Annotated in this window: 24 protein-coding genes; 14 read left to right on the forward strand and 10 right to left on the reverse strand. The window is 39.0% G+C overall.

Features of this window, described 5'->3' with window-relative positions:
* Positions 1-22: 22 nt before the first annotated feature.
* From NiCM35_RS23095 to NiCM35_RS23115, 5 genes are all read right to left on the reverse strand, one after another.
* Positions 23-718 carry an ABC transporter ATP-binding protein gene (locus tag NiCM35_RS23095; RefSeq protein WP_095333264.1) on the reverse strand — a complete coding sequence of 232 codons (696 nt, stop codon included), beginning with the start codon at positions 716-718 and terminating at the stop codon, positions 23-25.
* A complete protein-coding gene (locus tag NiCM35_RS23100) occupies positions 718-1,839 on the reverse strand; it encodes an ABC transporter permease (RefSeq protein ID WP_433780802.1) in 1,122 nt (373 codons plus the stop codon). The genes NiCM35_RS23095 and NiCM35_RS23100 overlap by 1 nt, the downstream gene beginning before the upstream one ends.
* 168 nt (positions 1,840-2,007) lie before the next feature.
* A complete protein-coding gene (locus tag NiCM35_RS23105; protein ID WP_095333267.1) occupies positions 2,008-2,526 on the reverse strand; it encodes a PadR family transcriptional regulator in 519 nt (172 codons plus the stop codon).
* A gap of 218 nt (positions 2,527-2,744) precedes the next feature.
* Positions 2,745-3,209, reverse strand: coding sequence for a DUF8821 family protein (locus NiCM35_RS23110; RefSeq protein WP_095333269.1), 465 nt, complete (start codon positions 3,207-3,209; stop codon positions 2,745-2,747).
* 19 nt (positions 3,210-3,228) lie between these two features.
* Complete coding sequence (locus NiCM35_RS23115) at positions 3,229-3,708, reverse strand: GyrI-like domain-containing protein (protein ID WP_095333270.1); 480 nt, start codon at positions 3,706-3,708, stop codon at positions 3,229-3,231.
* 109 nt (positions 3,709-3,817) lie between these two features.
* Here NiCM35_RS23115 and NiCM35_RS23120 point away from each other — a divergent pair, with 109 nt between their 5' ends.
* Positions 3,818-4,780, forward strand: coding sequence for a helix-turn-helix transcriptional regulator (locus NiCM35_RS23120; RefSeq protein WP_095333272.1), 963 nt, complete (start codon positions 3,818-3,820; stop codon positions 4,778-4,780).
* A 253-nt stretch (positions 4,781-5,033) separates the two neighbouring features.
* On the opposite strand, the gene pdxR is transcribed toward NiCM35_RS23120, so the two are convergent.
* Positions 5,034-6,458, reverse strand: coding sequence for a MocR-like pyridoxine biosynthesis transcription factor PdxR (pdxR, locus tag NiCM35_RS23125; protein WP_433780816.1), 1,425 nt, complete (start codon positions 6,456-6,458; stop codon positions 5,034-5,036).
* Positions 6,459-6,592: 134 nt separating this feature from the next.
* Here pdxR and NiCM35_RS23130 point away from each other — a divergent pair, with 134 nt between their 5' ends.
* Entirely contained in the window at positions 6,593-7,510 is a 918-nt protein-coding gene (locus NiCM35_RS23130) for a DMT family transporter (RefSeq protein ID WP_433780803.1), read from the forward strand.
* Positions 7,511-7,659: 149 nt separating this feature from the next.
* Here the strand turns inward: NiCM35_RS23130 and NiCM35_RS23135 are convergent, their stop codons facing one another.
* From NiCM35_RS23135 to moaC, 4 genes are all read right to left on the reverse strand, one after another.
* Positions 7,660-8,862, reverse strand: a complete 1,203-nt coding sequence (locus NiCM35_RS23135) for an AGE family epimerase/isomerase (RefSeq protein ID WP_433780804.1) — start codon at positions 8,860-8,862, stop codon at positions 7,660-7,662.
* 123 nt (positions 8,863-8,985) lie between these two features.
* A complete protein-coding gene (locus NiCM35_RS23140; RefSeq protein ID WP_433780805.1) occupies positions 8,986-9,864 on the reverse strand; it encodes an SDR family oxidoreductase in 879 nt (292 codons plus the stop codon).
* 661 nt (positions 9,865-10,525) lie between these two features.
* Entirely contained in the window at positions 10,526-11,629 is a 1,104-nt protein-coding gene (locus tag NiCM35_RS23145; RefSeq protein WP_433780806.1) for a hypothetical protein, read from the reverse strand.
* Positions 11,630-11,868: 239 nt separating this feature from the next.
* Positions 11,869-12,357: a cyclic pyranopterin monophosphate synthase MoaC gene (gene moaC / locus NiCM35_RS23150; protein WP_095333285.1), complete on the reverse strand. Its 489-nt coding sequence runs from the start codon at positions 12,355-12,357 to the stop codon at positions 11,869-11,871.
* An 86-nt stretch (positions 12,358-12,443) separates the two neighbouring features.
* Between moaC and modA the strand changes: the two genes are divergently transcribed.
* From modA to moaD, 12 genes are all read left to right on the forward strand, one after another.
* On the forward strand, positions 12,444-13,181 hold the full coding sequence (modA, locus tag NiCM35_RS23155; RefSeq protein ID WP_433780807.1) for a molybdate ABC transporter substrate-binding protein: 738 nt from the start codon (positions 12,444-12,446) through the stop codon (positions 13,179-13,181).
* A gap of 21 nt (positions 13,182-13,202) precedes the next feature.
* The gene (gene modB, locus NiCM35_RS23160; protein WP_123258610.1) at positions 13,203-13,865 is read left to right on the forward strand and encodes a molybdate ABC transporter permease subunit; all 663 of its coding nucleotides are present in this window, start codon (positions 13,203-13,205) and stop codon (positions 13,863-13,865) included.
* Between the two features lie 105 nt (positions 13,866-13,970).
* A complete protein-coding gene (locus tag NiCM35_RS23165; RefSeq protein WP_433780808.1) occupies positions 13,971-17,654 on the forward strand; it encodes a nitrate reductase subunit alpha in 3,684 nt (1,227 codons plus the stop codon).
* A complete protein-coding gene (narH, locus tag NiCM35_RS23170) occupies positions 17,644-19,119 on the forward strand; it encodes a nitrate reductase subunit beta (protein WP_433780809.1) in 1,476 nt (491 codons plus the stop codon). The genes NiCM35_RS23165 and narH overlap by 11 nt, the downstream gene beginning before the upstream one ends.
* A 253-nt stretch (positions 19,120-19,372) precedes the next feature.
* Positions 19,373-19,990 (forward strand): nitrate reductase molybdenum cofactor assembly chaperone, encoded by a 618-nt coding sequence (gene narJ, locus NiCM35_RS23175; RefSeq protein ID WP_095333296.1) that lies wholly within the window; start codon positions 19,373-19,375, stop codon positions 19,988-19,990.
* Between the two features lie 33 nt (positions 19,991-20,023).
* Positions 20,024-20,716, forward strand: coding sequence for a respiratory nitrate reductase subunit gamma (gene narI, locus NiCM35_RS23180; RefSeq protein ID WP_095333299.1), 693 nt, complete (start codon positions 20,024-20,026; stop codon positions 20,714-20,716).
* 54 nt (positions 20,717-20,770) lie between these two features.
* Positions 20,771-22,273 (forward strand): tetratricopeptide repeat protein, encoded by a 1,503-nt coding sequence (locus NiCM35_RS23185; RefSeq protein WP_433780810.1) that lies wholly within the window; start codon positions 20,771-20,773, stop codon positions 22,271-22,273.
* 55 nt (positions 22,274-22,328) lie between these two features.
* Positions 22,329-23,333, forward strand: a complete 1,005-nt coding sequence (moaA, locus tag NiCM35_RS23190; protein WP_123260210.1) for a GTP 3',8-cyclase MoaA — start codon at positions 22,329-22,331, stop codon at positions 23,331-23,333.
* Positions 23,334-23,355: 22 nt separating this feature from the next.
* Positions 23,356-24,366, forward strand: a complete 1,011-nt coding sequence (locus NiCM35_RS23195; RefSeq protein ID WP_341123471.1) for a ThiF family adenylyltransferase — start codon at positions 23,356-23,358, stop codon at positions 24,364-24,366.
* A 9-nt stretch (positions 24,367-24,375) separates the two neighbouring features.
* Positions 24,376-25,668: a molybdopterin molybdotransferase MoeA gene (locus tag NiCM35_RS23200; protein WP_433780811.1), complete on the forward strand. Its 1,293-nt coding sequence runs from the start codon at positions 24,376-24,378 to the stop codon at positions 25,666-25,668.
* Positions 25,658-26,128 carry a molybdenum cofactor biosynthesis protein MoaE gene (locus tag NiCM35_RS23205; protein ID WP_433780812.1) on the forward strand — a complete coding sequence of 157 codons (471 nt, stop codon included), beginning with the start codon at positions 25,658-25,660 and terminating at the stop codon, positions 26,126-26,128. Before NiCM35_RS23200 ends, NiCM35_RS23205 begins: the two co-directional genes overlap by 11 nt.
* Before the next feature lies 1 nt (position 26,129).
* Complete coding sequence (gene moaD / locus NiCM35_RS23210) at positions 26,130-26,360, forward strand: molybdopterin converting factor subunit 1 (RefSeq protein ID WP_095258333.1); 231 nt, start codon at positions 26,130-26,132, stop codon at positions 26,358-26,360.
* Positions 26,361-26,364 lie beyond the last annotated feature (4 nt).

Here is a 26,364-nt window from a genome sequence, read left to right on the forward strand (position 1 = left end):
TATCCTTTTGTAAAAATTGTCTTCACTTTTCAAGACTGAAAGAATCGTCATGTTGAAGTCTGCCATCTTCCATTCGATACACTTTATCACAGTATTCCAGCATTCGTTCGTCATGGGTAACCATAATTGCTGCTTTGTTTCTTGTTTTCGTTTCTTTGGCTATGAGTTGAACCACTTCATGAGCCCTTTTTGAATCCAGACTTGCTGTTGGCTCATCTGCCAGAATAATAGATGGGTTGTTTATAAAAGCACGAGCAATTGCCGTACGCTGTCGTTCTCCTCCAGATAACTGTTCAGGTAATTTTTCCAGTTTTGCTGCTAAACCGAGACTGTGTAATAATTCCTTTGCATATTCCTTATCTTGTTTCACAGGTTTCCCTGCCATTCTTTTCACTACAAGTAATTGTTCCAGAACATTTAAATAAGGGACAAGGTTACTGGTTTGTAAGATAAATCCGATTTCATCCAACCGCATTCGTACTAAATCTTTAGATTTTAATTCATTAAGGTTTTTACTGTTAACAATGACCTCACCTTTAGTAGGTTGGAGTAAGGCACCTGCGATCGCCAAAAATGTACTTTTTCCAGAACCTGAGGGGCCAATGACGGCAATAAACTCACCTTGTTCCACAGTTAAGGAGACATCATCAAGGGCAAGAACTTGATTTTCACCCTGTTGATACAGTTTAGAGACATTTTTAAATTGTATTCCTGACATTATTCTATCCTCCCAATCGCTTGAAGTGGGTCTATTTTTGCTATTTTTCGAACGGAAGCCAATGAACTTAAAATCGAAATGATAAGTAGTAAAAGAGCATAAAGGACAACTAATTTCAGATCAAGTGAAAATGGCATTTCATCCGGAAGAATAAGGGCTGTCCCATAGGTTAACAAGATTGCTAAGACAATGCTAATGAATGATAATAAAAATACTTGCGATACAATAGCTCTTCCAAGGAAACGATTGCTGGCGCCGATGGCTTTCAATATCCCAAACTGATTTGATTTTTGCAACGTAAGTACGTAGAAGAATACCCCCAAAACAAATGCCGAAATGGCCAAAAGGAAAGCGAGCATCATTGTAATTGTGCCATTCTCTTCTTTATAACCGGGCATTCCCTGTATGGCTGTGGCCTTAGTGACTGTTTCAGTATTCTTAAATAAATGATTTAGTTCCGCTGAGTCGATTTTTTTTCCTTGCAGCATAATGGCATTCACAGGTTTCTTAATACCTTTATCAGAACCAGGTGCTGCAAATTGAATAGAGCGCCATTTATCTAGAGTAGTAAAAATAGCTGGCAAATGATTGTATGTTTCATTTTTGACAAACCCAACAATTTTTATTTTTTCTAATGATCCTTCAATCTTCAGCGTATCACCAATCTTAAAGCCCTTTTTCTTTAAAGTATCATTAGCGATAACCTCCAAAGGGAGGTTAGTATGAAGGGGCTTTCCTTCAATTACTTTAGGTTCCAGAAAACTACCGGGATTGATTCCTAGCATGGCAATGTCTACTTTTTCACTTTCATTCAAATCTGAATTAATTATTACTGTTCCCATGGTTGCACCCATTACTGATGCAGCTGAGACATTAGGTTGGCTTTCTAGTTTTTCTGCCAATGATTCATTCAACAACGATCGGCTCATAGAGGCTCTTGCCCCCTCTTCAAACGTCACATAATCGGCATCCATATTTTTAAATGTCGCCGCACTAAGAGTGGATAGGCCATTACCTAATCCAGATAGAATGAATACAAGCCAAGCAATCAGGACAGTTATAACCCCAATCATCAGAAACCGCAATTTACCATGCTTTAATTCTCTAATAGCAAGAAACAATGAATGTCACTCCTTTATTGTAAATAATAATAGTCACGTTTGACTAATAAAAGTATATTAGTATTTTCATGATTAGTCAATTGTGACTAATTATGAAAACTTATTATTAAGATTTAAATAAAAAAGGAACCCTCTATCGGCTCCTTTGAATCTTTTGGATATAAAATTTTAATTCGATTGAATAAGATGTTGAATTGTATTTTCAAGAAAGGAAATTTCTGCTTCTAACATGGTGATCTTATGTTTGACTGCAAGGTTAACACCGGTTCGTATACCATGTTCAGGAGTTTGTTTAAATAGATCTATGAGCTTTTTATTTTTCTTTAATCTTTCATTCAAGGCCGGTATTACTTGATTCATCGGAAGGAAATCAATAAACATTAACCCAATATCCCCTTGGTAATTTACACTTTCCGCAGAAGAAAGATTATCTAATAGTAATTGATAAAAATATACTCGGCCGCTTTCATTTATAGAGTACACTTTTCGGGTGGGCCTATTTCCTTCTTGTACTAAATGAATATCTATATAACCTTTTTGATTTAGTTTATCCAGAGTAGCATAAGCAGTGGGTTTTTTCATATCTGTCACAGTACTTAAGTTTCTTTCGATGAATTCATTAATTTGATATCCATGTTGACTTTGTCCCATTAGTAACCCAAGCAGAATTAGAGAGCGATGTTCCACAGAGATCCTCCTTTCAGCATTCTTTTTTATATTCTATTTTCTCGTAAATTTTACTTGTAGTCAATTGAGTGGTTTATTAGTTAGTAGGACTATAACATAATTAATGGAGGAAAAACCTCATGTAGAGTAGCGGCGATGAACCGTACCACAAGTAAAAAAGCTAAGCAAAAATAAAAACAGCACCTCTATTTTTATGAAGGGGTGCTGCTTTACTAACGTTAATATTCTCCTTTAATAACAAAAAACGAGCCTCGGATTGTTCCGGCTAACTTAGATTTCTGCCTAGCAAACTTAAATTTCCCTTCTAATTCCTTTGGTACTTCCATCCCATCAGAAAGCTTAAAACCAACGGCGCGCTTTTTCGGGTTATCTACTGTATACAGAACGTTAATTGCAAGACCATCCTCATAAAAGACGTAGGTCCATTTAATATTTTCTACTTGAAAGGTTGAAGTTTCTAAAGGCTTGGCTGCAAATTCAATACCACGTTCTTCCTTTAAAATCCGGTTCACATAATCTAGAGTTTCGCAGGACTCATTAGCTGGTACAACCGTAAATTCATGCTTATATTTGTTCATAAAGTACCGGGCCTCGTTAGCTCGTAAGCCAGCAAGTGCTTCTGCTACAGGTGAAGATTCTAAACCAATCGTAGACACATTTTTAAAATCAACGATATAGGCCATTCCTATCCCTCCATCCTTCTTATTTCCTTACAACAGGAATCCACATCTCACCAAGTAATAAGCCGTTTTGCTGTCCCATTTCTACCACTGTATTTGGTCCACCAACATAGGCGAAATTCTTTGCTTCAGGCAAGACTTGACCAAATGCAATGCCAGTAAGCATATTCTGCAATTCATCAGCGGTCTTACTTTCCCCTTTAACTACTAAGTATTCTCCTTTAGGAAATTGAATCATTCTGTCCGCTTCTGGTAATGATTGCTCTGTCATGACCCCGACATAATGCATCATCTTGTTGTTTACCGCTTCGTTTACGATAAAAATATAGTCATTTGTGGCAATGGCTTTTAAGGCGTCAAGCTTTCCTTCTTGTTTGACTACTTGCCAAAAGTCTGCTTTTTCCTTTGCTATGCCCGCATAGTCTGTATAATCACTCTTAAGTTCAGTTCCAATCCCTAAAACGATAAAGCTGTCTTTTTCTTCTAGCATATAGCCTGCCATATTCAACACTTCCTCTTTAAAAAATTAATCAAATGATTCTTCTTTTCACTTGATAGATATATAATAAACTTAAACCATGTCAAAAAATGATACTGTTTAGGGGGACGGGATGAAAAAGGTTGAACGAATTAATACCATTATGCGGTATATTAACAACCGCGCCAACTTTACAATTTCTGAAATCATGAGAGAATTTAACATCTCTCGTTCGACAGCAATTAGAGACATCAGAGAAATTGAAGCGATGGGGATGCCACTTGTCGCAGAAGTTGGAAGGGACGGGGGATATTTTGTTATGAACAACTCTGTCTTGCCGACTGTTCGCTTTACCGATAATGAAATTAAGGCTCTTTTTATTGCCTTTATGGCTACGAGAAACCAACAGCTCCCTTATTTAAAGAGTCGCCAGTCACTAGCTGAAAAATTACTAGGACTCATCTCAGAAACCCAGCAAGATGACCTTGTTCTTTTAAATCGCATCTTGCTATTTGAAGGGACCAACCCGAATAATCCTGATCTGCTTGATTTGTCAGATCTTCCTCATCCCATGTTAGAAAAATTAATCCAATTACTTATTATGGATAGATATTTACTGATTACCATTAGAGAGGAGAAAGTTATAAAGTCCTATCCTATTTACCTCTTGAACCTTTATCGTGAGAAAAGCCTGTGGCTGATTGAAGGCTTTGATTTAAAGGAAGAGAAGAAACGGATTTTGCCTGTTGACAATCTCACAGATGTAGAACCATGCACTATCAATAATAGATTAAGCAGGAAAAAGATTTTAGAAAAACTAAGTAAGCAGGAGGAAGTAATCAACCTTGTCCTTGAACTTGGTCCAAAGGCAATTGCACAGTATAAGAAATACCATCCGTTAAGAATGTCACTTTCTTATACGAATCCTTACCAAACTACAGCCATTCTAAAGACCTTTATTAATGTTAATCATTCCGAAGAATTAACGGAAATAATAAGTTGGCTATTATTCCTAGGTGAGGATATCAAGGTCAGGGAAATGCCTGTAGAAATCTTGGAAGGTTTACAAGGGAGACTATCTCTATATTGTCCATAATCATTGCTTGTTAGACCCCATTTATATAGATTACGTTGAACCAGTAAATAAGGTATTGGTTTATGCTTTTGACGAGTGAGAGACGAATCATTCTAAGCATTTCCGTTGTAACTGTATGATGATCATGGTGTCATGCTCAATATACTCCTGCTTTCATAAATCGATTGTCAATTGCTTTACCAATATCTTCCCTCCTTCCATTAAAAAGGGATTTCTTCAAATCAGCTATTATTGGATTATTTAGTAGTGTTGTTTAATTTTTCTGTCCTGACTCTGCTTCTATCACATTTCTTAAGAGCTTTACTCCTTCTGCTAATTCCGTATCAGTTAAATTACCATATCCGAAAATAAGCTTGTTGTTGTGTTTTCCTTTAATTAAAGCATGTTTCTCTACGGAAAAGATATTAACTCCTTTATTTTTGATTTCATCTAAGATATTTTGTGGGAACTTAAAATTAAATTTAACAACTAGGTGAATGCCTGTTGAAGCACCAAGGATTTCAATTAGGTCTCCAAATTCCTTTTTTAGACATCCTATTAAGAAATCTCTCTTTTTTTTATATAGTTTCCTCATTTTAACTACATGTTTCTCTAAGTGTCCATCCTTTATAAAACGTGCTAAAATTACTTGCTCAATAGTTGGAGAGTGATAATCAGTGTATCTTTTAAGATTTTTGGCTTCTTCTACCAGTGCATTTGGCAAAATGACATAACCAATTCGCAGACTAGGTGATAAGATTTTACTAAAAGTCCCTATGTAAATAACTCGTTCAGGAAATAATCCTTGCAGTGAACTTACTGGATGACCAGAATAGCGAAATTCACTATCATAATCGTCCTCTAGAATATAACTATTTGTTTCCTTAGCAAAATTAATAAGTTGAATTCTTCTTTGAATGGGTAATATTCCACCTAAAGGGAATTGATGAGAGGGAGTAACGAAAATAATGTTTTCTTTTTTTTTCGTTGTAAGCCATTCTGTTTGCATTCCAAATTCATCGACTGGAATAGGAGTAATATTAGCCCCTCTTTCAATAAAAATTTCAGGAATTTCTTTCGTTACTGGATCCTCTATTAATACTTCGGAGTTAGTCTTTACTAATAGTTTAGCTAGAAGTGTGAATGCTTGAGTAGCTCCAGAGGTGATAATAATTTGACTAGGATGACAGTTTATTCCTCTAGTTCTATAAAGGTAGCTTGATAATACCACCCGTAACTCTTCACTTCCTTCAGGTGAACTATAACCAAATAATGAGTCTTCAATCGTTTCAAAAACGTCTTTTCCTATACTGGCCCACTTTTTTCGAGGAAACTTTTTTAAACAAGGTACGCCTGAACGAAAGTCAATGAAATTATTTGTCTTTACCTTACTTATTGAATCAGTACTTTTTTCAGAGATAGGCCGTTCCTCATTCGTAGGAAAACCCTCTAGTGATATTCCAGATTCCACGAAAGTTCCAGCTCCTTGTTTAGATTTAATGTATCCCTCAGCCATTAATTGATCATAGGCTTCGAGAACGACACTTCGAGACACGTCTAAAATGGTAGCTAAATCACGACTCGAGGGAAGTCGGTCCCTCTCAAGAAGTTCTCCTCGTAAAATCTGTTCTTTAATTTTCACGTATATTTGTTGAAATATTGGTTTTTCTGAAGTTCTATCTAATTCAATCCAAATCATCATTATCACCTAAAGTGTTCATATTGGTTTTAAAAATAAATGATAATTGGTTCTTTAATAAACCAATTTATAATGTTAATTTTACTGTAACACCAGTTTAAATGGAATAATTACTTGAGATGGAGTTGGTTATATTGAGTGAAAGGATAGTAGCATACCTTAAAGTTATTGCGGCAATGACCATTGTAGGTAGTTCGGTGGTTGCAGGAAAAATATTAATTCAAACGATGCCGATATTTTTAGCATCTGAGCTAAGGTTTTTAGTAGCCTCCCTAATATTAGTCCCTTTACTGATTTACAAGGAGGGGATTCCTTCATTAAGTAGAAGGGATATTGTCATTCTCTTTTTTCAATCTCTGACGGGAGTATTTTTATTTAGTATCTTTATGCTGTATGGTTTAAAATATACTACTGCAATGGAGGCAGGAATAGTTACTAGTACTTTACCAGCAATGGTTGCTCTTCTTGCTTACTTTATAATTAAAGAGAAACTTACAAGAAATAAAATAGCGGGTATAATAGCTGCTATTTTAGGAGTCATCATTCTTAACGTTTCAGGAGTGATGCAAGAGATATCGGGCAGTCATGTAGAAATAGTAGGTAACTTCCTTGTTTTGGGGGCAGTGATGGGAGAAGCATTGTTTATCATTTTAGGTAAGTCTATATCAAAAAAAGTAAGTCCATTAACTATAACAACAGGAGTGTCTGTTATAGGGGGATTGTTATTTTTACCAATGGCTATTTATGATAGCATAACTGCTAATTATTCATTCGGTTCTGGTTATGATTGGCTTTTGATTTTTTATTTCGGAATGGTTGTTACTGTTTTGGCTTTTTTGCTTATGTATCAAGGCCTTGCTGTATTATCTGCTGCGACAGTAGGTATATTAACAAGCGTTTTGCCACTAAGCACAGTAGTTCTATCATTTTTCCTTTTGAAAGAACCACTTTATTATTACCATCTAATAGGACTATGCCTAATCTTTATGGCTATTTATTTTAGCTCGAGAGAAGAGAAAATACAGATGGATCAAGGGATTGGAAATAATTAAATCAAGTGCTAATCAGGCCACTAAGAGACAAATAATAGAAAAATAATCGGAAGATAGTGGAAAATCTAGAGACAAAAGCATCTTTTAGCCAAATCCACTAAAAGATGCTTTTTAATGTCATAATCAAGGCCATTCTTTAGAAATCTGGTTTATGGCAGAGCAAGTATGGATTGATAGCAGGCTGAGATGGGGTGGTAATCTGTTTTGGGAGGTGTAGTTTTTACATTGCTATATTTTACATTCTCCTGGTTAAGCAGTGTATACCAACCACCATGTTCATGATCCATGAAATACTGGGCGGAATAAGTGAATAACTGATTATAATAATCCCAGTATTGTTGATTCTTTGTTTTTGCAGCTAGTAAGGCTGCGGCAGCGATTGCTTCTGACATAACCCAGTAATTTTTATCCGTATCAATGACTTCTAAGCTTGGCGATAGGGCAAAATAAATACCTCCATATTTTACATCCCAACCTTGTTCCCATCCTTTTGCGAACAATTTCTCTGCAGTCTCCTGCATCCAAGGTTCTGATTGATGTTTGTCAAGCCACATTAAGAGTTTACTCCATTCAAATTGATGACCAGAGATAAATCCATATGGGCGGAATTCATCTTTTGTGTTGTTTTTATTGAATTGATAATCAGGCAGCCAGTCCGGTGTATAGTTTTCCCAAATCATTCCACTTGCACGGTCTGCTAATTCTTGGGTAACGCCCTCTGCTAGCTGGTAGGCCTTCTTTAAGTATTTTTCTTCATTTGTTGCTTCATATGCAGTCAGCATGGCTTCACACATATGCATGTTTGGGTTTTGGCCTCTATAAGAGGAAAGAGTGGTCCACCCAGCATCCCATTGGTCTTTGTAATATCCATGTTTCGGATCCCAAAAGTGGTTTTCCACCACATTAAAGACGTTTTCCATCACTTCTTTGGCTTCTTTTATGCCAGCTTGGTACGCAATAGAGGATGCTAATAATGCAAAGGCATGACCATAGGCCATTTTAGCAGCATCTTTTACATCCGTTCCCTTCATCTCAAAATAGTATCCATTATACTGTTTATCTAAATGATGTTCATGCAAAAATTGGATTCCATGTCGTGCTGCTTTTAAACACCAATCTGGACCATCTAAAATCGCACCAATACTAAAAATATAAATATACCTGCTAGTCGCTACTAAATGTTTAGTATCTGTGTCATTAATAGTACCATCATCTAAAAACCCATTAATATATCCGCCCTTTTCCTCATCGATACAGGCCGGATAATAAAAATGAAGTGTCTTAAATATATGTTTTTTCAATTCTTCCTTATCCTGATAATGATCAAACTGGATGTGGCTTGAACCTTCCATATTGGCAACCCTCCTCCATTAGGTGATACCTTAAATAGATGGCAGCAATCAAGACAGTATTTCCTTTTCATGAAGAAAATACTGCTTGATTTTTTTAGCTGTCCGAATGACTTATTTATCTAATCAAGAAGACATATATTGTCCACCATTCACATGGATGAATTGGCCGGTCATATAGGCAGAACCTTCAGAAGCAAGCAGGATGTATGGTTCTACAAGATCTGCTGGTTGACCAGGACGACCAATAGGGGTAGAAACGCCAAATGATTCTTGCAGGTCGGTTGTCATGGTTGCTGGAATAAGTGGTGTCCAAATCGGTCCAGGTGCTACACCGTTAACTCGAATTCCTTTTGAGGAGAGTTCTTGAGCAATGGAACGAGTAAAGGATACAATAGCCCCTTTAGTAGATGTGTAATCAATCAACGCTTTATTGCCAACATATGCATTAATAGAAGCGGTATAGATTAAGCTATCACCAACTGATAAATGGGGAATGGCAGCTTTAGTTAAATACACCATTGAAAAAAAGTTTACGTCAAATGTACGTTTCAATTGTTCAGCAGAGATTTCTAGCACGCTGTTTTTTACTTCCTGACGTGCTGCGTTATTAACAAGGATATTCAGTTTTCCATGCTGCTGAATGACATCTTCAACTAGTTGATTACAAAATGCTTCATCCGCCACATCTCCAGCATGCAACGTACATTTTACGCCTTCTTGCTCAATACGCTTTTTCGTATTTTCCGCATCCTCTTGTTCATTTAAGTAGGCGATAGCAATATCCGCGCCTTCCTTTGCATACCCAATCGCTACTGCCTTACCAATTCCGCTGTCTCCTCCAGTAATCAAGGCCACTTTACCTTTCAACTTTCCAGAACCAACATGGGTTTCTAGCTCATAAATCGGGATAGGATCCATTTCCTTTTCAACCCCCGGCTGCTCGGATTGTTTTTGAGGAGTGACTCCATTTGATAATATGGTTTGTTCATCTAATTTACTCAATTATAACGCCTCCTAAATTATTTATGTGTTATTTAACATTCCACCCTGTCTTGAGACTAAACTCCTTTTTGACATGCAACCGCTTAGTGGATTTTTTTACCTAGGCGGAGTGTTATAGCACTATCTGTCATATCGGGAATACTAGAGAATGAGTGGAATAGTTGATATATACCTTTTATAATTCGAGTGGCTCATATATTAATCGGATAATAGAGTGATGAAGTTATCATAAATAGTGGCAGATCAAGGGATGAAATGAGAGAATAGTAGGTTTCCAATTCTATGAGCTCTTGCACAAGTTTGTAGCACATTATATGGATGAAGAAGATAGGGGGATCATAATAAAAAGGGAGTAATGAAACTCCCTCGGCTTGTTGAAAAAAGGAATTTAGGAAATGTAAATGGAATTATTATGCATTGATTGGAGTGAAAGGGGTGAGACTCCTGTGGGATCTGCGAGACAGTCTGAGCCCCTGCAGGCCTTTAGGCCGAAGCGGCTCAGCGCAATCCCCACGGAAAGCGAACCCCTGCAACGGAAATCAACTCTTATTTAAAAGAATGTATATTTATAAACTAAGACAAACTCCTAATTACCGAATTAGGAGTTTGTCGACAGTCTGAGGGAGTAATGAAACTCCCTTTTTTCACAAACATTAACTCTTTATTGATAATTAATAATCGCAGGGCTAGGATCCAGCTTCAAGACCTCTTCAGGACTTAGCACAGGTTTATCTTTGTTATAAAAGATTTTAAATCCACCGTATTGCACTGCTTCATTGCGCACGAATTTGCGATAGAGTGCCATTTTAGTATTAGAATCGCCCCAACCGTCATAATTTAAGGCTACTTCTACATTCTCGGTTGGCTTGATGGCTTCTTTGTTCGTTAATGCTTCGTCCATAAATTGATGGACAAGGACAATTTTATCGGGCAAATTATTTTCTTTTACCATTTCCGTTAAGTACTGCACTGCTTCTTGTACTTCAGCTCCGTCTACTTGACCAAGATTGACACCTGGAGTTTGTCCTTCTTTTACATGAAATTCCGTATCAATCGCTAGGTGGACATGAGGGAGCTTTAGCCATTTCTCAAGTAATTTCACCTGATTTAGAACGGAATCTGTTCCAAGTTGAACATCCAGCATAAGCAGGGCATCGTTTTCTTCCGCGAGAGTAGAATATTCATCAATTTGCTCTGGTGAAGTTGGATGGTAGTACTTCCCATCAGTCCCTGGATCACGCTGTGCTACGGTAGAAATGAGTTCAATCATTGGTACGGCAGGGCGTGAAGGGTCTGCATCTGAATATGCTTGGGTTTGCTCTTTTAATTTTGCCATTAATTCATCTGGCTCCATTTCTCCCAATATTCCCATTTTGGTAGAGTTTGGATGTCCGTAATACGCTATAAGTCTATGATTCTTTAAGGGACCATCTGTTTGATCAACGGCATCTTTTACTAATGTTTCTCCAAGTGGAATCATTCTAGTGGGATCTTCTCCACGGGCTTCTGCACTCGGCATCTTCTCTATTTCCTCATCAGCAACCTTTTTGTCTAGAGAAGAAGCACCTTCTGTTGGTTCCAGCGGTTTGTAGGCTGGCGGAGGATTCTCTTCTTTTATTGCTTTCTTCTCACCAGAAGACTTTTCTTCCTGTGTCTGTTCTTCATCATGTTGTTCAGTTTCTTTAATAGTAGGAGTGTTTTTCGAACAAGAGATGAGGAGCACAACAAGTAGTACTCCTGAAAATAACAAGGCTAGTCTTTTCATGTTGTCACTTCCTTATGTATGGATTTCTTCCATCTATTATTCTAGATGTATTCCCCAAATGCAATAAAGTTAACAGGGAATATTTTATTTTTCATAGAATAGGAGCGTTTAGTTAATAGATTCTCCCTTTCTTTCCAAGCACTTACCTATTTATAAATTAGGGTGTAATCATGGAAGAGGAGAGTAAAAAAAAGCTGGATCAAACGTCTCTGCTTGATCCAGCTTCCGCCACTTAAATCTCACATTTCCTCTCGCTTATAATCGCCACTTTTCCCGCCGGATTTCTCCACTAGAAAGGTTGGCCCGATTACCATCCCTTTATCGACAGCTTTGCACATATCATAAATGGTTAAGCTTGTAACTGTGGCGGCCGTTAATGCTTCCATTTCGACCCCAGTGCTTCCTTTGGTTTTTACTTCTACTCGTATAATAAGCTCCCATTTATCCTCATTTTGTTTCCAATTAAATTGCATATCAACTCCACTTAGTGAAAGTGGGTGACACATGGGAATAATCGAAGAAGTTTGCTTTGCTGCCATAATACCAGCAACTTGTGCAACAGCAAGTACATCTCCTTTTGCAAACTCATGGTTCATTATTTTTTTATAAATAAGTTCATTCACGATAATACTTGATTGACTAATAGCTGTGCGAGATGATTCCTGCTTCTCGGTGATATCAACCATCTTTGCCCTGCCTTGCTGATTAAAATGTGTGAAGTTTGTCACTAATATCACTCCTTGTTTGTAGTATAACAAAAGTAAATGGATGCGTCTTGCATCATTATCGGCTAAAAAAGATAAAGGAGGACCATATGTATAAATGGAAAGGCTTGATTATTATTTGTATCTGTTTCTTTCTTCTAGCGGGCTGTTCCTCGGAGAAAAGAGAAGTGAAGCTAACCGTGTCAGCCGCCGCGAGTTTAACGGATGCGATGGAGGAGCTTGTGGAGGCATTTGAATCAAGAGAACCTAATATAGCTATATCGCTAAATCTAGCATCTTCAGGAGCATTACAACAACAAATTAGTCAAGGCGCACCAGTTGACATTTTTCTCTCAGCTGCTGAAGAGCCATTTGACTATTTAAATAAACAGGGTTTGCTAGATAAGTCACATCAAGAATTATTATTACGTAATCAGTTAGTCCTGATCAAAAGAAAAGATACCTTCTCTCAATTTCACGAATTTAAGGATTTACTAGACGAACAGGTACAAGAAATTGCTATTGGGACACCAGAAAGCGTCCCAGCAGGTATCTATGCAAAACAGGCGCTCGAACATGTAGGGATATTTCATTCCCTTGAATCTAAATTAGTCTATGCAAAAGATGTTCGCCAAGTATTACAGTATGTGGAATCAGGAAGTGTTGACTTTGGTTTTGTATATGCCACAGACGTAATAGCCGCTAAGCAAGTAGAAGTAGAGCGAGTAGTCGATGAAAAATGGCATGATCCTATCCAGTATCCAATCGGAATTTTGAAAGATACCAAGCATAAGGAAGAAGCAGTCGCCTTTTATAACTTTTTGCGAAGTATGGGTTCACCACCGTAAACAAGTAAAGGAGAGTGCAGAATGAAAAGTAGCTTTTGGCAGCCTATTGAGCTCTCTTTATTAATTGCAATTAGCGCGACGCTTTTTGTAATTATATTAGGAATTGTAACGGCATGGTTCATGACGAAAAAAGAGTTTCCGGGCAAGGCGATCATAGAAGTCATTCTGCTATTACCAATTGTGTTACCACCAACAGTGATTGGTTTCCTGCTGATTATGCTATTTGGCAAGAAGGGTGTGATTGGGAAAGCTATTGATTTTTTATTTGGCGAATCCTTAATGTTTACCGTTTCGGGAGCTATCCTTGCAGCTGTTGTGGTTGCTTTCCCATTAATGTATCAATCGGTGAAAAATGGGTTTACGAGTATGAATCCATTAATAGAGGATGCAGCTCGAGTAGATGGTGCAAATAGTTGGCGTCTATTTCGACATATTTCACTACCATTATGTTCTCCCTTTCTTGTCACAGGCACAATATTAAGTTTTGCCAGAGCCTTAGGGGAATTTGGTGCAACGATTATGTTTGCAGGAAATATTCCGGGACAAACACAAACGCTTCCATTAGCGATTTATGTTGCTTTTGAATCTAACAAACTTGTACTCGCATGGAGCTGGGTGATGATGATGGTGATTATTTCTTTTGTTATGCTGCTTTTTATTCAAAAGAGGGCGCGCCGCAGTTAATGCATCCATGTGTGATGTATTTCACACCTTAAGCTAGTGGAGGATGTTTTAATAAGCTTATAAGCAACCTGATTTGATGACAGGTCGGAATATGGAGGGATAAAGATGAAGAAAAAACCATCTCCACTTTGGCAACGATTAAACTATTTGAAACCAAAAGAAACATATAGCAATAACCATAGTCAATTACAAGAAGGAGACCGGGATTGGGAAAATGTGTATCGCAGAAGATGGCAGCATGATAAAGTAATCCGTTCCACTCATGGAGTGAACTGTACGGGTTCTTGCAGCTGGAACATCTTTGTGAAAGACGGCATTGTGACATGGGAAGGGCAAAATGTGGATTACCCAACAACAGGACCAGACATGCCGGAATTTGAGCCAAGGGGCTGTCCGCGAGGGGCAAGTTTTTCCTGGTATTTATATAGCCCGTTGCGTGTGAAGTATCCTTATATTCGTAAAAAGCTACTATATTTATGGCGAGAGGCCATAGCGGAACACAAGAAACCATTAGATGCTTGGAAAAGCATTGTGGAAGATAAAGAAAAGGCCAATCAGTATAAAAGTGTTCGCGGAAAAGGCGGATTAGTACGGGCTGATTGGGAAGAAGTTACGCAAATTATTGCAGCGGCTGTTTTGTATACAACGGTAAAATACGGATCTGATCGTAATGTTGGCTTTTCTCCAATTCCAGCGATGTCCATGGTGAGTCATGCAGCGGGAAGCCGCTTTATGTCCCTAATAGGAGGACCGATGCTTAGCTTTTATGACTGGTATGCGGATTTGCCACCTGCATCTCCACAAATTTGGGGAGATCAGACAGATGTTCCAGAAAGCTCTGATTGGTTTAATGCTGGCTATATTATGACATGGGGCTCTAATGTTCCCTTAACACGTACACCAGATGCTCACTTCCTTGCCGAGGCAAGATATAAAGGAACAAAAGTGGTTTCTGTTAGTCCAGACTATGCGGAATCAACCAAATTCTCTGATGACTGGATGGCTGTCAAGCAAGGGACGGATGGTGCGGTAGCCATGGCAATGGGACATGTTATTTTAAATGAGTTTTATCATAAAAAACAAATACCATACTTTGAATCTTATGCGAAACAATATACTGATTTTCCTTTCGCCGTTCGTTTGAAAAAAGTGGGATCAAGCTATCAGGCTGACCGCTTTTTACATGCAAAGGATCTAGGCCTTTCTGGTGAGCATAATGAGTGGAAGCCTGCTATGTATAATGAGCGCACGGGGAATTTTGCTATTCCACAAGGAACAATAGGTTCGCGATGGGATAAAAAAGGGAAATGGAATCTGCATTTAGTGGATGAATATACAGGAGAAGCAATTGATCCAAAGCTAAGCTTTCTAGGGCTTGAAGATGAGGTGATGGAAATTCAATTACCCTACTTTGATGCAGAAAAGCGTTCCGTTATGAATCGTGCCGTTCCAGTAAAAGCAGTTGAATTAAATGGGCAAACAGAATATATCACAACAGTTTATGATCTTATGCTTGCTAATTACGGAATTGATCGAGGCATCGGTGGAGAAGTCGCGCAATCCTATGATGACATGGCGCCTTTTACTCCAGCATGGCAAGAGAGTATTAGTAATGTCGATCGAAACTTAGTTATTAAAATCGCGAAAGAATTTGCCCAAAATGCTATCGATACAAAAGGTCGTTCTATGATTATTATGGGTGCTGGTATTAACCATTGGTTCCATTCTGACACTATCTATCGTGCCATCATCAACTTAATTTTAATGGTAGGTGCGCAAGGAGTAAATGGGGGAGGCTGGGCACATTATGTAGGGCAAGAAAAGCTTCGACCAGCAGAAGGATGGAATACCTTAGCTACAGCAAAAGATTGGCAGGCACCGCCAAAACTGCAAAATGGGACATCATTTTTTTATTTTGCTACAGACCAGTGGCGTTATGAAGAAACGTCTGTTAATGAGATAACGGCTGCTACAGTAGAGAAAGCAAGATATGACCATCATGGGGATTATAATGTGCTAGCGGCTCGATTAGGATGGCTGCCATCCTATCCAACATTTAATAAGAATGGCATTGCTATTTATAAAGAGGCAGTGGCGAAGGGCTGTCAAACCCAAGAGGAAATTGCGCAATATGTAGCAAAAGAGTTGATGAATAAATCATTGCAATTTGCGATAGAAGACCCAGATAATCCAGTCAATTTTCCTCGTACGTTATTTGTTTGGCGTGCCAATTTAATCTCAAGCTCTGGAAAAGGGCATGAATATTTTCTAAAACATTTACTTGGAACAACACACGGATTGTTGAATGATGATCAATCTAGTATTCGACCAGCTGAAATAAAATGGCGGGAAGAAGCACCAGAAGGAAAATTGGATCTTTTAATCGATCTTGATTTCCGGATGGCAGGAACGGGCTTGTATTCCGATATTATCTTACCAGCTGCGACCTGGTATGAAAAATTTGATTTATCAAGCACAGATATGCATCCATTTGTACATCCATTTAATCCAGCGGTTGCTACGCCTTGGGAATCGAAGTCAGATTGGGATATTTTCAAGAAGCTAGCAAAAGGGGTTTCAGAGCTAGCCGAACAAATCGATATGGACGTAATTAAAGAGGTTGTAGCTACACCGCTGCAGCACGATACTCCACAAGAAATGGCCCAGCCTTTTGGGGAGATTAAAGATTGGTCCAAAGGTGATTGTGAAGCAATTCCAGGGCGAACCATGCCAAATATTCATGTGGTAGAACGAGATTATAAGCAGGTTTATAAAAAAATGACCTCTCTAGGACCGAATGTTGCCAAAAGCCCATATGGCGGCAAAGGGATAAGCTGGTCCATGGAAAAAGAGTATGAACAAGTCAAGCATGCAATTGGTGTAGTAGAAGAAGAAGGCATTTCCAAAGGTCTCCCAAATATTGAAAGTGCAAGAGACGCTTGTCAGGCCATTCTCATGATGTCATCTACGACAAACGGCAAAATCGCAGTCAAAGCTTGGGAATCACTGGAACAGCAAACAAGCTTGGAGTTAAAGGATTTAGCTGCAGAGCGTGAAGAAGATCTATTTACATTAGAACAAATTAATGCACAACCAAAAACGGTCATTACGTCACCTGCCTTTACTGGTTCGGAAAAAGGCGGGAGACGGTATTCACCATTTACAACAAATATTGAGCGAATGATTCCTTTCCATACCCTTACAGGAAGACAGTCCTTTTATTTAGATCATGAGATGATGAAGGAATTTGGGGAAGAGATGGCGACATTTAAGCCAATGCTCCACCATACACCTTTTCAGCAAGATCGTCCAAAAGTGGAAGGAAAAGAAATTACGTTAAATTATCTAACACCACATAATAAATGGTCTATTCACAGTATGTATTATGATGCACAGCCGATGCTGACATTGTTTAGAGGTGGACCAACGATATGGATGAACAAGGAAGATGCCAAAGAAGTAGATATAGAAGATAACGATTGGATTGAATGCTTTAACCGAAATGGTGTGGTCGTTGCCAGAGCGGTTGTCTCTCATCGAATTCCTAGAAGTGTTGCCTTTATGTACCATGCTCAAGACAGACATATTCACGTTCCTGGCACAAATCTTACGAAAAACCGAGGAGGGACACATAATAGTCCTACGCGAATCCATGTTAAGCCAACGCATATGATTGGTGGCTATGGCCAACTAAGCTATGGATTTAACTATTATGGACCAACTGGAAACCAACGGGATTTACATGTCGTCATTAGAAAGATGAAGGAGGTGGAGTGGCTTGAAGATTAAAGCACAAATTGGCATGGTGATGAATTTAGATAAATGTATTGGCTGTCATACATGTAGTGTGACATGCAAAAATACGTGGACCAATCGCCCTGGCGCAGAATATATGTACTTTAATAATGTCGAAACAAAACCTGGAATCGGCTATCCGAAACAATGGGAAGACCAAGAGAAATATAAAGGCGGCTGGGAGCTGGATAAAAAGGGTGAACTAAAACTGAAATCAGGTTCTAAAGTAAATCGATTATTCAGCCTTTTCTATAACCCAAATCAACCAGAAATTGATGATTATTATGAACCATGGAATTATGATTATGAAACATTGACAAACAGTCCAGAACGTAAGCATCAACCTATTGCCCGAGCAAAGTCAGCTATCACTGGCGAGTTTATGGATTTAGAGTGGGGACCGAACTGGGAAGATGACCTTGCTGGCGGGCATATAACTGGTTTGCGTGATCCAAATGTTGTGCAAATGGAGGAATCAATAAAAACGGAGTTTGAAGATGTATTTATGATGTACTTGCCGCGTATATGTGAACATTGCATTAACGCACCTTGTGTGAGCTCTTGTCCATCCGGTGCGATGTATAAACGTGATGAAGATGGCATTGTACTTGTAGATCAGAATGCTTGTCGTGCTTGGAAACAATGCGTCAGCTCCTGTCCATATAAAAAAGTGTACTTTAACTGGAAAACAAGTAAAGCGGAGAAATGTACATTATGCTATCCAAGAATTGAAAATGGCCAGCCAACGATTTGCTCCGAAACATGTGTTGGCAGAATCCGTTATATCGGGGTCATGCTCTATGATGCTGATAAAGTATTGGAGGCAGCTTCTGTTAAAGAAGAGAAAGAATTGTATCAGGCACAATTAGATATTTTCTTAGATCCAAATGACCCAGAAGTAGTGAAGGAAGCGAAAAAAGAAGGCATCCCAATGGATTGGATTGAAGCGGCGCAGCAATCTCCATTATATAAAATGATCATCGACTGGAAGATTGCTTTACCATTACACCCAGAATACCGAACAATGCCAATGGTGTGGTATATTCCACCACTTAGCCCAGTTATGAATATGATAGAAGGAAAAGGCAGTCAAGCAGATACAGAAGATATCTTCCCGGCTATTGACGAAATGCGCATTCCGATTGAATATCTAGCTAATTTATTAACTGCTGGGGATACGGCTCATATTCGTACTGTATTAAAGAAAATGGCAGTTATGCGTAGCTATATGCGGGCCGAACAAACAGGGAAATCCTTTGATGTCTCTATTATTGAAGAGCTGGGACTCGAGGAAAACGACATTAAAAAGATGTACCGACTGCTAGCCATTGCCAAATATAATGATCGCTTTGTTATTCCTAAAAGCCATAAGGAAGATATAGCAGATCTTTACTATGACCAAGGCGCTTGTGGATTAGATTTTGCTGGCGGGCCTGGCGCCTGTGGCGTCTTGTCTTGATAAATGGTTCCACCCTTTCACGAGGAGAATAAATGATTAGAGCAAATATGAATGAAGGGAATTGCGTGGGGAAACCACAATCCTAGGAATCTGTAGCTGCTAGAATTTCGCGGAAACAGCATAAGCATAAGCTGGGACAGGGCGCCACAATCTATAGCAGCGCCCGCCCTATTCGAGATAGGCAATGGATTACTAGCCACACAATAAACCTGCTTTGCGATAATAAGTAACCTGACAAAAAGGATGAACAAACATGAAACAAACAGAGCTTTATCAAATGCTAGCATTTTTATTACGCTATCCAAATGAAGAATTTAGGCAGATTCTACTTGGATTAACAGCAGAAATACAGGAAGTGGGCGACACGAGAATTCGTCAAAAACTGTTTCAATTTATAGAGCTGGTAGAGCAAACACCATTGGATGATTGGATTAATCATTATGTAAGCCAATTTGACTTTGACCGGAAAACAAATCTTTACGTTACGTATTTTAAAAATGGTGAACAAAAGGAGCGAGGCTTAGAGCTTCTAAAACTAAAAAAATTTTATCAGGCAGCCGGCTTTGACATTGTTGAAACAGAACTGCCAGATTATATACCGTTAATGCTTGAATTTTCTGCACAGGTTTCAGCTGATATCAGACAAGAGCTTTGGAAAATGCATGAACAAGCAATTTGGGAAATTAGAGAAACTCTCTTATCAATTAAAAGCTTTTATGGCTTACTTTTTGATGTTTTGATTCAGCTGTTTGAACAAGATGGCCTCGAGCATCATCTGACAGCCGAAAAGCAAACTCCTATACCAAATTTAGAAGATCAAGCTATTCTTGCAAAGATGCGAGATCAATTAATTAAGAACCAGCTAGGATAAGAGATATTAGCTGGAAGAAAAGGAGTAACCAATATGAACTCACTCAATTTATTACTTTGGGGAGTTTTCCCTTATATTGTCCTGACCATTTTTATTGGCGGTTTAATTTATCGTTATCAAAAGGATCAATTTGGTTGGACAACAAAGTCTAGTGAAATTTTTGAAAAAAAGCGACTGCGAATTGGATCGCTCATGTTCCACTGGGGGTTATTTTTTGTCTTGGGCGGCCACATTGCAGGGCTGATTGTTCCAGTGTCTTTCTATAATGCTTTTGGTATTTCTGAGCACTTTTACCATAGAATTGCCCTAATCTTTGGGTTACCTGCAGGAATTGTTGCTTTTATTGGGATTCTGTTGCTTGCCCACCGCAGGTTTAGTGTGAAACGTATTAAAGCGACCTCTTCGATTGGTGATTGGGTAGCATTAATCTTGGTCATCATTGTTATTTTTACAGGATTATTAGCAACAAGCATGAACGTCGATTCACAAGGATTTGATTACCGGACAACGATCGCGCCGTGGCTAAGAGGTTTATTCGTTTTTCGTATGCAGCCTGAGCTAATGGCTGAAGTACCCATTTGGTTTAAAATCCATATTTACACAACATTTGCTTTATATGTTTCTTGGCCGTTTACTCGATTAGTTCATGCATTTAGTTTTCCGCTTCGTTATTTAAGTAGAAATTATGTGATTTATAAACGAAGAGTTCAACGTAAGGCTGGATGAGATGGGAAGCACCTATCATAGTGAAATAATTTTACAAATAAGGTTGGGATGAGGATGAACCATCAGGACATTCTTTTATTGGGGGCAGAGCTCGATAAAACACTCCAAGAGAATAACATGGCACAAGCAAAAGATATCGTGAGCCAGTTGGAACCTCATTACGAGGCGAGATCACAGGAGTTTTCCGTATCGAATCAATTAACCATTGCGTTGTCACTTGCAAAGTATTTTCGAAAAAGGAACCAGTATGATAAATCGGCTCATTATAGCAGACAGGCAATTCAACAAGCAAAAATAGGAAAGCTCGGACTAACTAGACCACTGGTTGACGCGTATTTAAACTATGCAAAACTAGAAAAAGATTATAACCAGATTGACAATGCTAGAAAACTATTAGCAACACTGTTGATGCAGCTAGAGAAAAATAAGGTAGAAGATAACTATATATTTGGTCTCGTCTATCATTTGTTAGCACAAATTGGCTTTCAAGATCTGGCCTTTGATACGGCTGTTGAACAATTTAAAGAAGCATTAACCTGCTTTCGGAAAGCAATTCCTGAAGAGCATCCTATTATCTATCAGACTATTAATGAATTGACAGAGACGTATATTCGCATGGAGCATTATCAGGACGCCTTGTATCTTCAAGAGAAGACCTTACAAGATTACCAAAAGACAGATGACAAGTTAACCCAAGCCTTGATCCTGTTACGGATGGGAGAAATCTACTTTTATCTTGATTTGAAAAAGGCAAGGAAAGCAATATCGCAATCGCTGGCATTATTGAAAGCCCTTGAACAGCCACTGTTGCTTTACCAAGCAAAGGCGAATTTGCTATTAGCAGAGCTGGAGGAGAATCTAGCAAATGCTCCACGTTCTATCAATTATTATAAGAGAAGCCTTAAACAGCTGGAACAAGTTCATGAGCAAGAGCACTTCATGGTTGTCTATGCCTATTCAAAAATCGGAACGTTACTTATGAAGGTAAACCAATTAGCGGATGCCAAATACTACTTGGAGAAAGGGTTGCCGTTAACGAAAGGCCATCCCCGTATTCAAATGCAATTCCTTTATGCACTCGGGAAGATTTATTCGAAAGAACAGTCGTATGAACAAGCGAGAAATCTATATCAAGCTTTCCTAGATCAATTGGAAAAGGCAAATAAAAAACAATCGAAGGCATATGCAGATACATTACAAGCAATTGGATTTAATTTTATTCAACAAAACGATATGGAAAAAGCTTTTATCTGCTATCAAGAAGCCATTGATATTTATCAAGGCCTTAGACCGGTTAGTAAGGATTCCTTAGGCTTTGCAAGTATTCGTCTTGCTTATTGTTATGAACAAAAGGCTGAAAAGGACATTGCAAAAGCAAGTGAGTGGTACCAGTATGGCGTAGAACAGATAGAAAAGCTAAAAGATAAGGCGCTCTCTGAAGAGGCACTCGCAGCAGTAATTGATTTTTACCAGCGTCATGATTTTCCAAAGCAGCAGTCTTACTATGAAAACAAGCTAGTCAAATTACAAGTAAATAGCAGAGAAGTATTATCGTAGAAAAGAGAAGAAAGCGATCAAATATGAGGTTACAACCAACAGAGGAGAATTTAGCATGTTACAGGATAGGCTCGGTCGTCCATTACAAGATTTACGCATATCAGTTATTGATCGATGTAACTTTCGTTGTACGTATTGTATGCCAAGGGAAATCTTCGGTAAAGACTTTTCTTTCTTGCCCAAAGACCAGTTGCTAAGTTTTGAGGAGATTGAACGATTAGCTAAACTATTTGTTCAATTAGGCGTAAGGAAAATTCGTTTAACAGGCGGGGAACCTTTATTACGAAGAGACATTGCAACCCTAATTGAGAAGTTAGCTGCTATTGATGGGTTAGAGGATATCGGCTTGACAACAAATGGAATGCTGCTAGGGAAAATGGCAAAAAGTTTGAAGCAAGCAGGTTTAGAACGTGTGAATGTGAGCTTGGATGCATTAGATGATAAAGTTTTTCAATCAATTAACGATAGCGGTATACCGACTAAAAAAATATTAGACTCCATTGAACAGGCACGAAAGGCTGGACTCAGTGTAAAAGTGAATATGGTTGTCAAAAAAGGAATGAATGATCAACAAGTAATCCCAATGGCAAAATACTTTAAAGAACAGGAAATACCATTGAGATACATTGAGTTTATGGATGTTGGCCAAACAAATGGTTGGGATTTCAGCCAGGTGATAACGAAAAAACAGCTGTTTGAGCAATTAAGCCAGCATTTTGAGCTGGAACCTGTGGATTCTGCCTATATAGGAGAAGTGGCAAAGCGTTATCGTTATGTTGGAACTAATGCAGAGGTTGGATTCATTACGTCAGTTTCTGAATCCTTTTGTTCTACATGCACACGAGCCAGACTAGCAGCAGATGGGAAGTTTTATACCTGTTTATTTGCAAGCGGCGGGCTCGATCTTCGAACATTATTACGTTCTAATGCAGATGACCAGACAATTTTACAATCAATTGTGCCAACATGGAAAAACAGAAACGACCGCTATTCAGATGAACGGACGGAAGAGTCAGCGAAGTATAGAAAGAAAATGGAGATGTCCTATATTGGTGGATAGATCAATAAAGGAGAGCAAAGCGATGAATAATCGATATTCCAGACAAATACGTTTTCAGCCAATTGGCGAGCATGGACAAGAGCAAATGGCGAAAAAGCACGTATTAATAGTAGGGTGTGGAGCTTTAGGATCGGCTAATGCAGAAGCACTTGTCCGCGCGGGAGTTGGGGAAGTATCTATTGTGGATCGAGATTATGTAGAAGAGAGTAATTTACAACGCCAGCATCTGTTTACGGAAAAAGATGTAGAGCAGCAGCTCCCTAAGGCAATTGCAGCTCAACAACACCTGCGGGAAATAAATCAGTGTATAAAGATCCATGCACATGTGATGGATGTAACAGGTGAAACGCTTGAGCCATTAATAAAAGATGTGGATCTGGTAATGGACGCAACTGACAATTTTGATACTCGATTTATCTTGAATGATGCGTTGCACCAGCATAGGATACCTTGGATTTTTGGTGCCTGTGTCGGTGCTACGGGAATGAGCTATACGGTTATTCCAAATGAAACACCTTGCTTACGTTGTTTGCTTGACGCCATACCGGTAGCAGGTGTGACATGTGATGCAGTTGGAATCATTGGTCCTGCCGTGCAAATGGTTGTAGCGCACCAAACAGCTGAAGCATTGAAGCTCCTAACAGGTGCAGCAGATAAACGACGAGCCACTTATTTAACGTTTGATCTCTGGAATAACCTTTATCAAACGATTGGAGTGGAGGGAGTAAAGCGGGATGAGTGCCTTACTTGTGGGATGAACCCGACATATCCAGCATTAGCATACCAAAATCAGTTGAAGACGGAAGTCTTGTGTGGAAGAGATACGGTCCAGCTTAGGGCGAATACATCACACTCCTTAGCAGCATTAGCAGCCCGATTTCAAGTATTTACAAGTGTAAAACAGAATGAATATCTAGTATCGATTACGTACCAGTCCTATCGAATTGTCTTTTTCCTTGATGGGAGAACATTAATACATGGCACTAATTCCGTTACAGAAGCGAAAAAAATTTACTATCAGCTAGTAGGTTAAGGGGGGATAATGATGGAACGGCGAGAACCAATAAAAGTTACAGAAGCAATTGAACGAGTCATGCAATATGGGGCAGCAGGCGGCATTGAACATATAGCATTGGAACAAAGTATGGATCGAGTTTTGGCAGAAGATGTTCTGGCCGATCATGATGTGCCCCCATTTGATCGTTCGCCATATGATGGATATGCTATTCGCTCCAGTGACACTTGCAGAGCATCAACAGAAAATCCTATCACACTATCTGTTATCGGCCATATTGGCGCCGGGGAAGTTTTTGCAAATACCGTGGGGGAAAATCAAGCGGTCCGGATTATGACAGGAGGGCCGATTCCTGTTGGATGTGATGCTGTTATCATGCTAGAACTAGTAGAGGAAGTATCCGAGCACAAGATTTGCATAAAACGTAAAGTGAAGCCGAATGATAACATTTCCTTTCAAGGCGAAGATACAACAAAGAATGATACCATTGTTAGAAAAGGAACTCGAATTAACCCAGGAATTGTCGCACTACTTGCCACATTTGGCTATAAGCAAGTCCCTGTAGCAAAAAAGCCGACTGTAGGAGTGATTGCGACAGGCAGTGAATTACTAGATGTAGATGAACCACTTGTACCAGGAAAAATTAGAAATAGTAACGCATATATGATTATGGCCCAATTAGAACGAGCTGGCGCAAAGGCAATTTATTTCGGTCAATTTATCGATGATTTAGAAGTATGTTATAACCAAGTAAATACAGCGATTGAACAGGTGGACTTTTTAATAACAACAGGTGGTGTGTCAGTAGGGGATTATGATTACTTGCCAGAGATTTATCGGAGAATGGGAGCAAATGTATTATTTAATAAGGTAGGGATGCGACCGGGCAGTGTAACAACTGTAGCCGAATTAGCTGGCAAACTGTTATTCGGGTTATCTGGTAATCCATCTGCGTGCTATGTCGGCTTTGAGCTTTTTGTAAGACCAGTGCTCCAGTTCTTTTTAGGAAATCGACTAGCCTATAATAAAGCAATTCAGGCTAGGCTTGGTTCGGATTTTGCAAAGCCAAATCCATTTGATCGATTTGTGCGCGGCAAGCTTTATTTTACCGAAGCACAACCTGTTGTCACGCCGATCGGGCTAGATAAATCAAATGTCGTTTCCTCATTAGGAGAAGCAGATGTATTGATTGTATTACCAGGAGGCACAAGGGGATATGAACAAGGAAGCAGTGTGGTTGCCTTATTGCTCGAATATGCAGAAGGGGATGCCGTGTTCTTAAACAATTATCAATTAAAGGAGAGACAGCATGGACACTAAGCGTTACAAAATCGTGGATCAGCCTATTGCAATCGATGAACTTATTGAGAAAGTAACGCGTCCTGAGGCAGGTGCCATTACAACATTTATTGGAACGGTAAGGGAATGGACGAAAGGAAAGCGTACCATCTATTTACAATACGAAGCATATATTCCAATGGCGATAAAAATGTTGGAACAAATTGGACATGAGATAACGGAAAAATGGCCGAATACCGAAATTGCAATCACCCATCGAATTGGTAGATTGGAAATTACGGATATTGCCGTCGTAATAGCGGTTTCTTCCCCGCATCGTGAAGCTGCATACCAGGCAAATCAGTATGCGATTGAACGAATTAAGCAAATAGTACCAATATGGAAAAAAGAGCATTGGGAAAACGGCGAAACATGGATTGGAGATCAGCTCGAGCAAATCCCCTATCATGATCCATGGTCAACAAACGAGGGAGGCATTTAAAATGAAAATATTGGTGTTTGCACATTTACAAGAACAGCTTGGCACATCAGAATTAGAGCTGGATTGGGAAGCACAGACGGTTCAGACATTTAAAGAAGCCTTTCAACAAAGCTATGGGATTGATTCTTTAGACCAGGTCATGATTGCCGTAAATGAAGAATTCGCAAGGGGCCAAGCTATGATCCAAAAAGATGATGTAGTGGCACTCATTCCGCCAGTCAGCGGCGGGTGAAGCA

This window comes from Niallia sp. M35 (genome assembly GCF_050971705.1).
GTDB classification, from domain to species: Bacteria; Bacillota; Bacilli; order Bacillales; family Cytobacillaceae; genus Niallia; species Niallia circulans_A.

Bases quoted from the DNA above. Each gene is read 5' to 3' on its own strand.
- NiCM35_RS23095 (WP_095333264.1), bottom strand. From the start codon at position 718: ATGTCAGGAATACAATTTAAAAATGTCTCTAAACTGTATCAACAGGGT.
- NiCM35_RS23110 (WP_095333269.1), bottom strand. From the start codon at position 3,209: ATGGCCTATATCGTTGATTTTAAAAATGTGTCTACGATTGGTTTAGAA.
- NiCM35_RS23115 (WP_095333270.1), bottom strand. From the start codon at position 3,708: ATGGCAGGCTATATGCTAGAAGAAAAAGACAGCTTTATCGTTTTAGGG.
- NiCM35_RS23120 (WP_095333272.1), top strand. From the start codon at position 3,818: ATGAAAAAGGTTGAACGAATTAATACCATTATGCGGTATATTAACAAC.
- pdxR (WP_433780816.1), bottom strand. From the start codon at position 6,458: ATGATTTGGATTGAATTAGATAGAACTTCAGAAAAACCAATATTTCAA.
- NiCM35_RS23135 (WP_433780804.1), bottom strand. From the start codon at position 8,862: ATGGAAGGTTCAAGCCACATCCAGTTTGATCATTATCAGGATAAGGAA.
- NiCM35_RS23145 (WP_433780806.1), bottom strand. From the start codon at position 11,629: ATGAAAAGACTAGCCTTGTTATTTTCAGGAGTACTACTTGTTGTGCTC.
- modA (WP_433780807.1), top strand. From the start codon at position 12,444: ATGTATAAATGGAAAGGCTTGATTATTATTTGTATCTGTTTCTTTCTT.
- modB (WP_123258610.1), top strand. From the start codon at position 13,203: ATGAAAAGTAGCTTTTGGCAGCCTATTGAGCTCTCTTTATTAATTGCA.
- NiCM35_RS23165 (WP_433780808.1), top strand. From the start codon at position 13,971: ATGAAGAAAAAACCATCTCCACTTTGGCAACGATTAAACTATTTGAAA.
- narJ (WP_095333296.1), top strand. From the start codon at position 19,373: ATGAAACAAACAGAGCTTTATCAAATGCTAGCATTTTTATTACGCTAT.
- narI (WP_095333299.1), top strand. From the start codon at position 20,024: ATGAACTCACTCAATTTATTACTTTGGGGAGTTTTCCCTTATATTGTC.
- NiCM35_RS23185 (WP_433780810.1), top strand. From the start codon at position 20,771: ATGAACCATCAGGACATTCTTTTATTGGGGGCAGAGCTCGATAAAACA.
- moaA (WP_123260210.1), top strand. From the start codon at position 22,329: ATGTTACAGGATAGGCTCGGTCGTCCATTACAAGATTTACGCATATCA.
- NiCM35_RS23195 (WP_341123471.1), top strand. From the start codon at position 23,356: ATGAATAATCGATATTCCAGACAAATACGTTTTCAGCCAATTGGCGAG.
- NiCM35_RS23200 (WP_433780811.1), top strand. From the start codon at position 24,376: ATGATGGAACGGCGAGAACCAATAAAAGTTACAGAAGCAATTGAACGA.
- NiCM35_RS23205 (WP_433780812.1), top strand. From the start codon at position 25,658: ATGGACACTAAGCGTTACAAAATCGTGGATCAGCCTATTGCAATCGAT.
- moaD (WP_095258333.1), top strand. From the start codon at position 26,130: ATGAAAATATTGGTGTTTGCACATTTACAAGAACAGCTTGGCACATCA.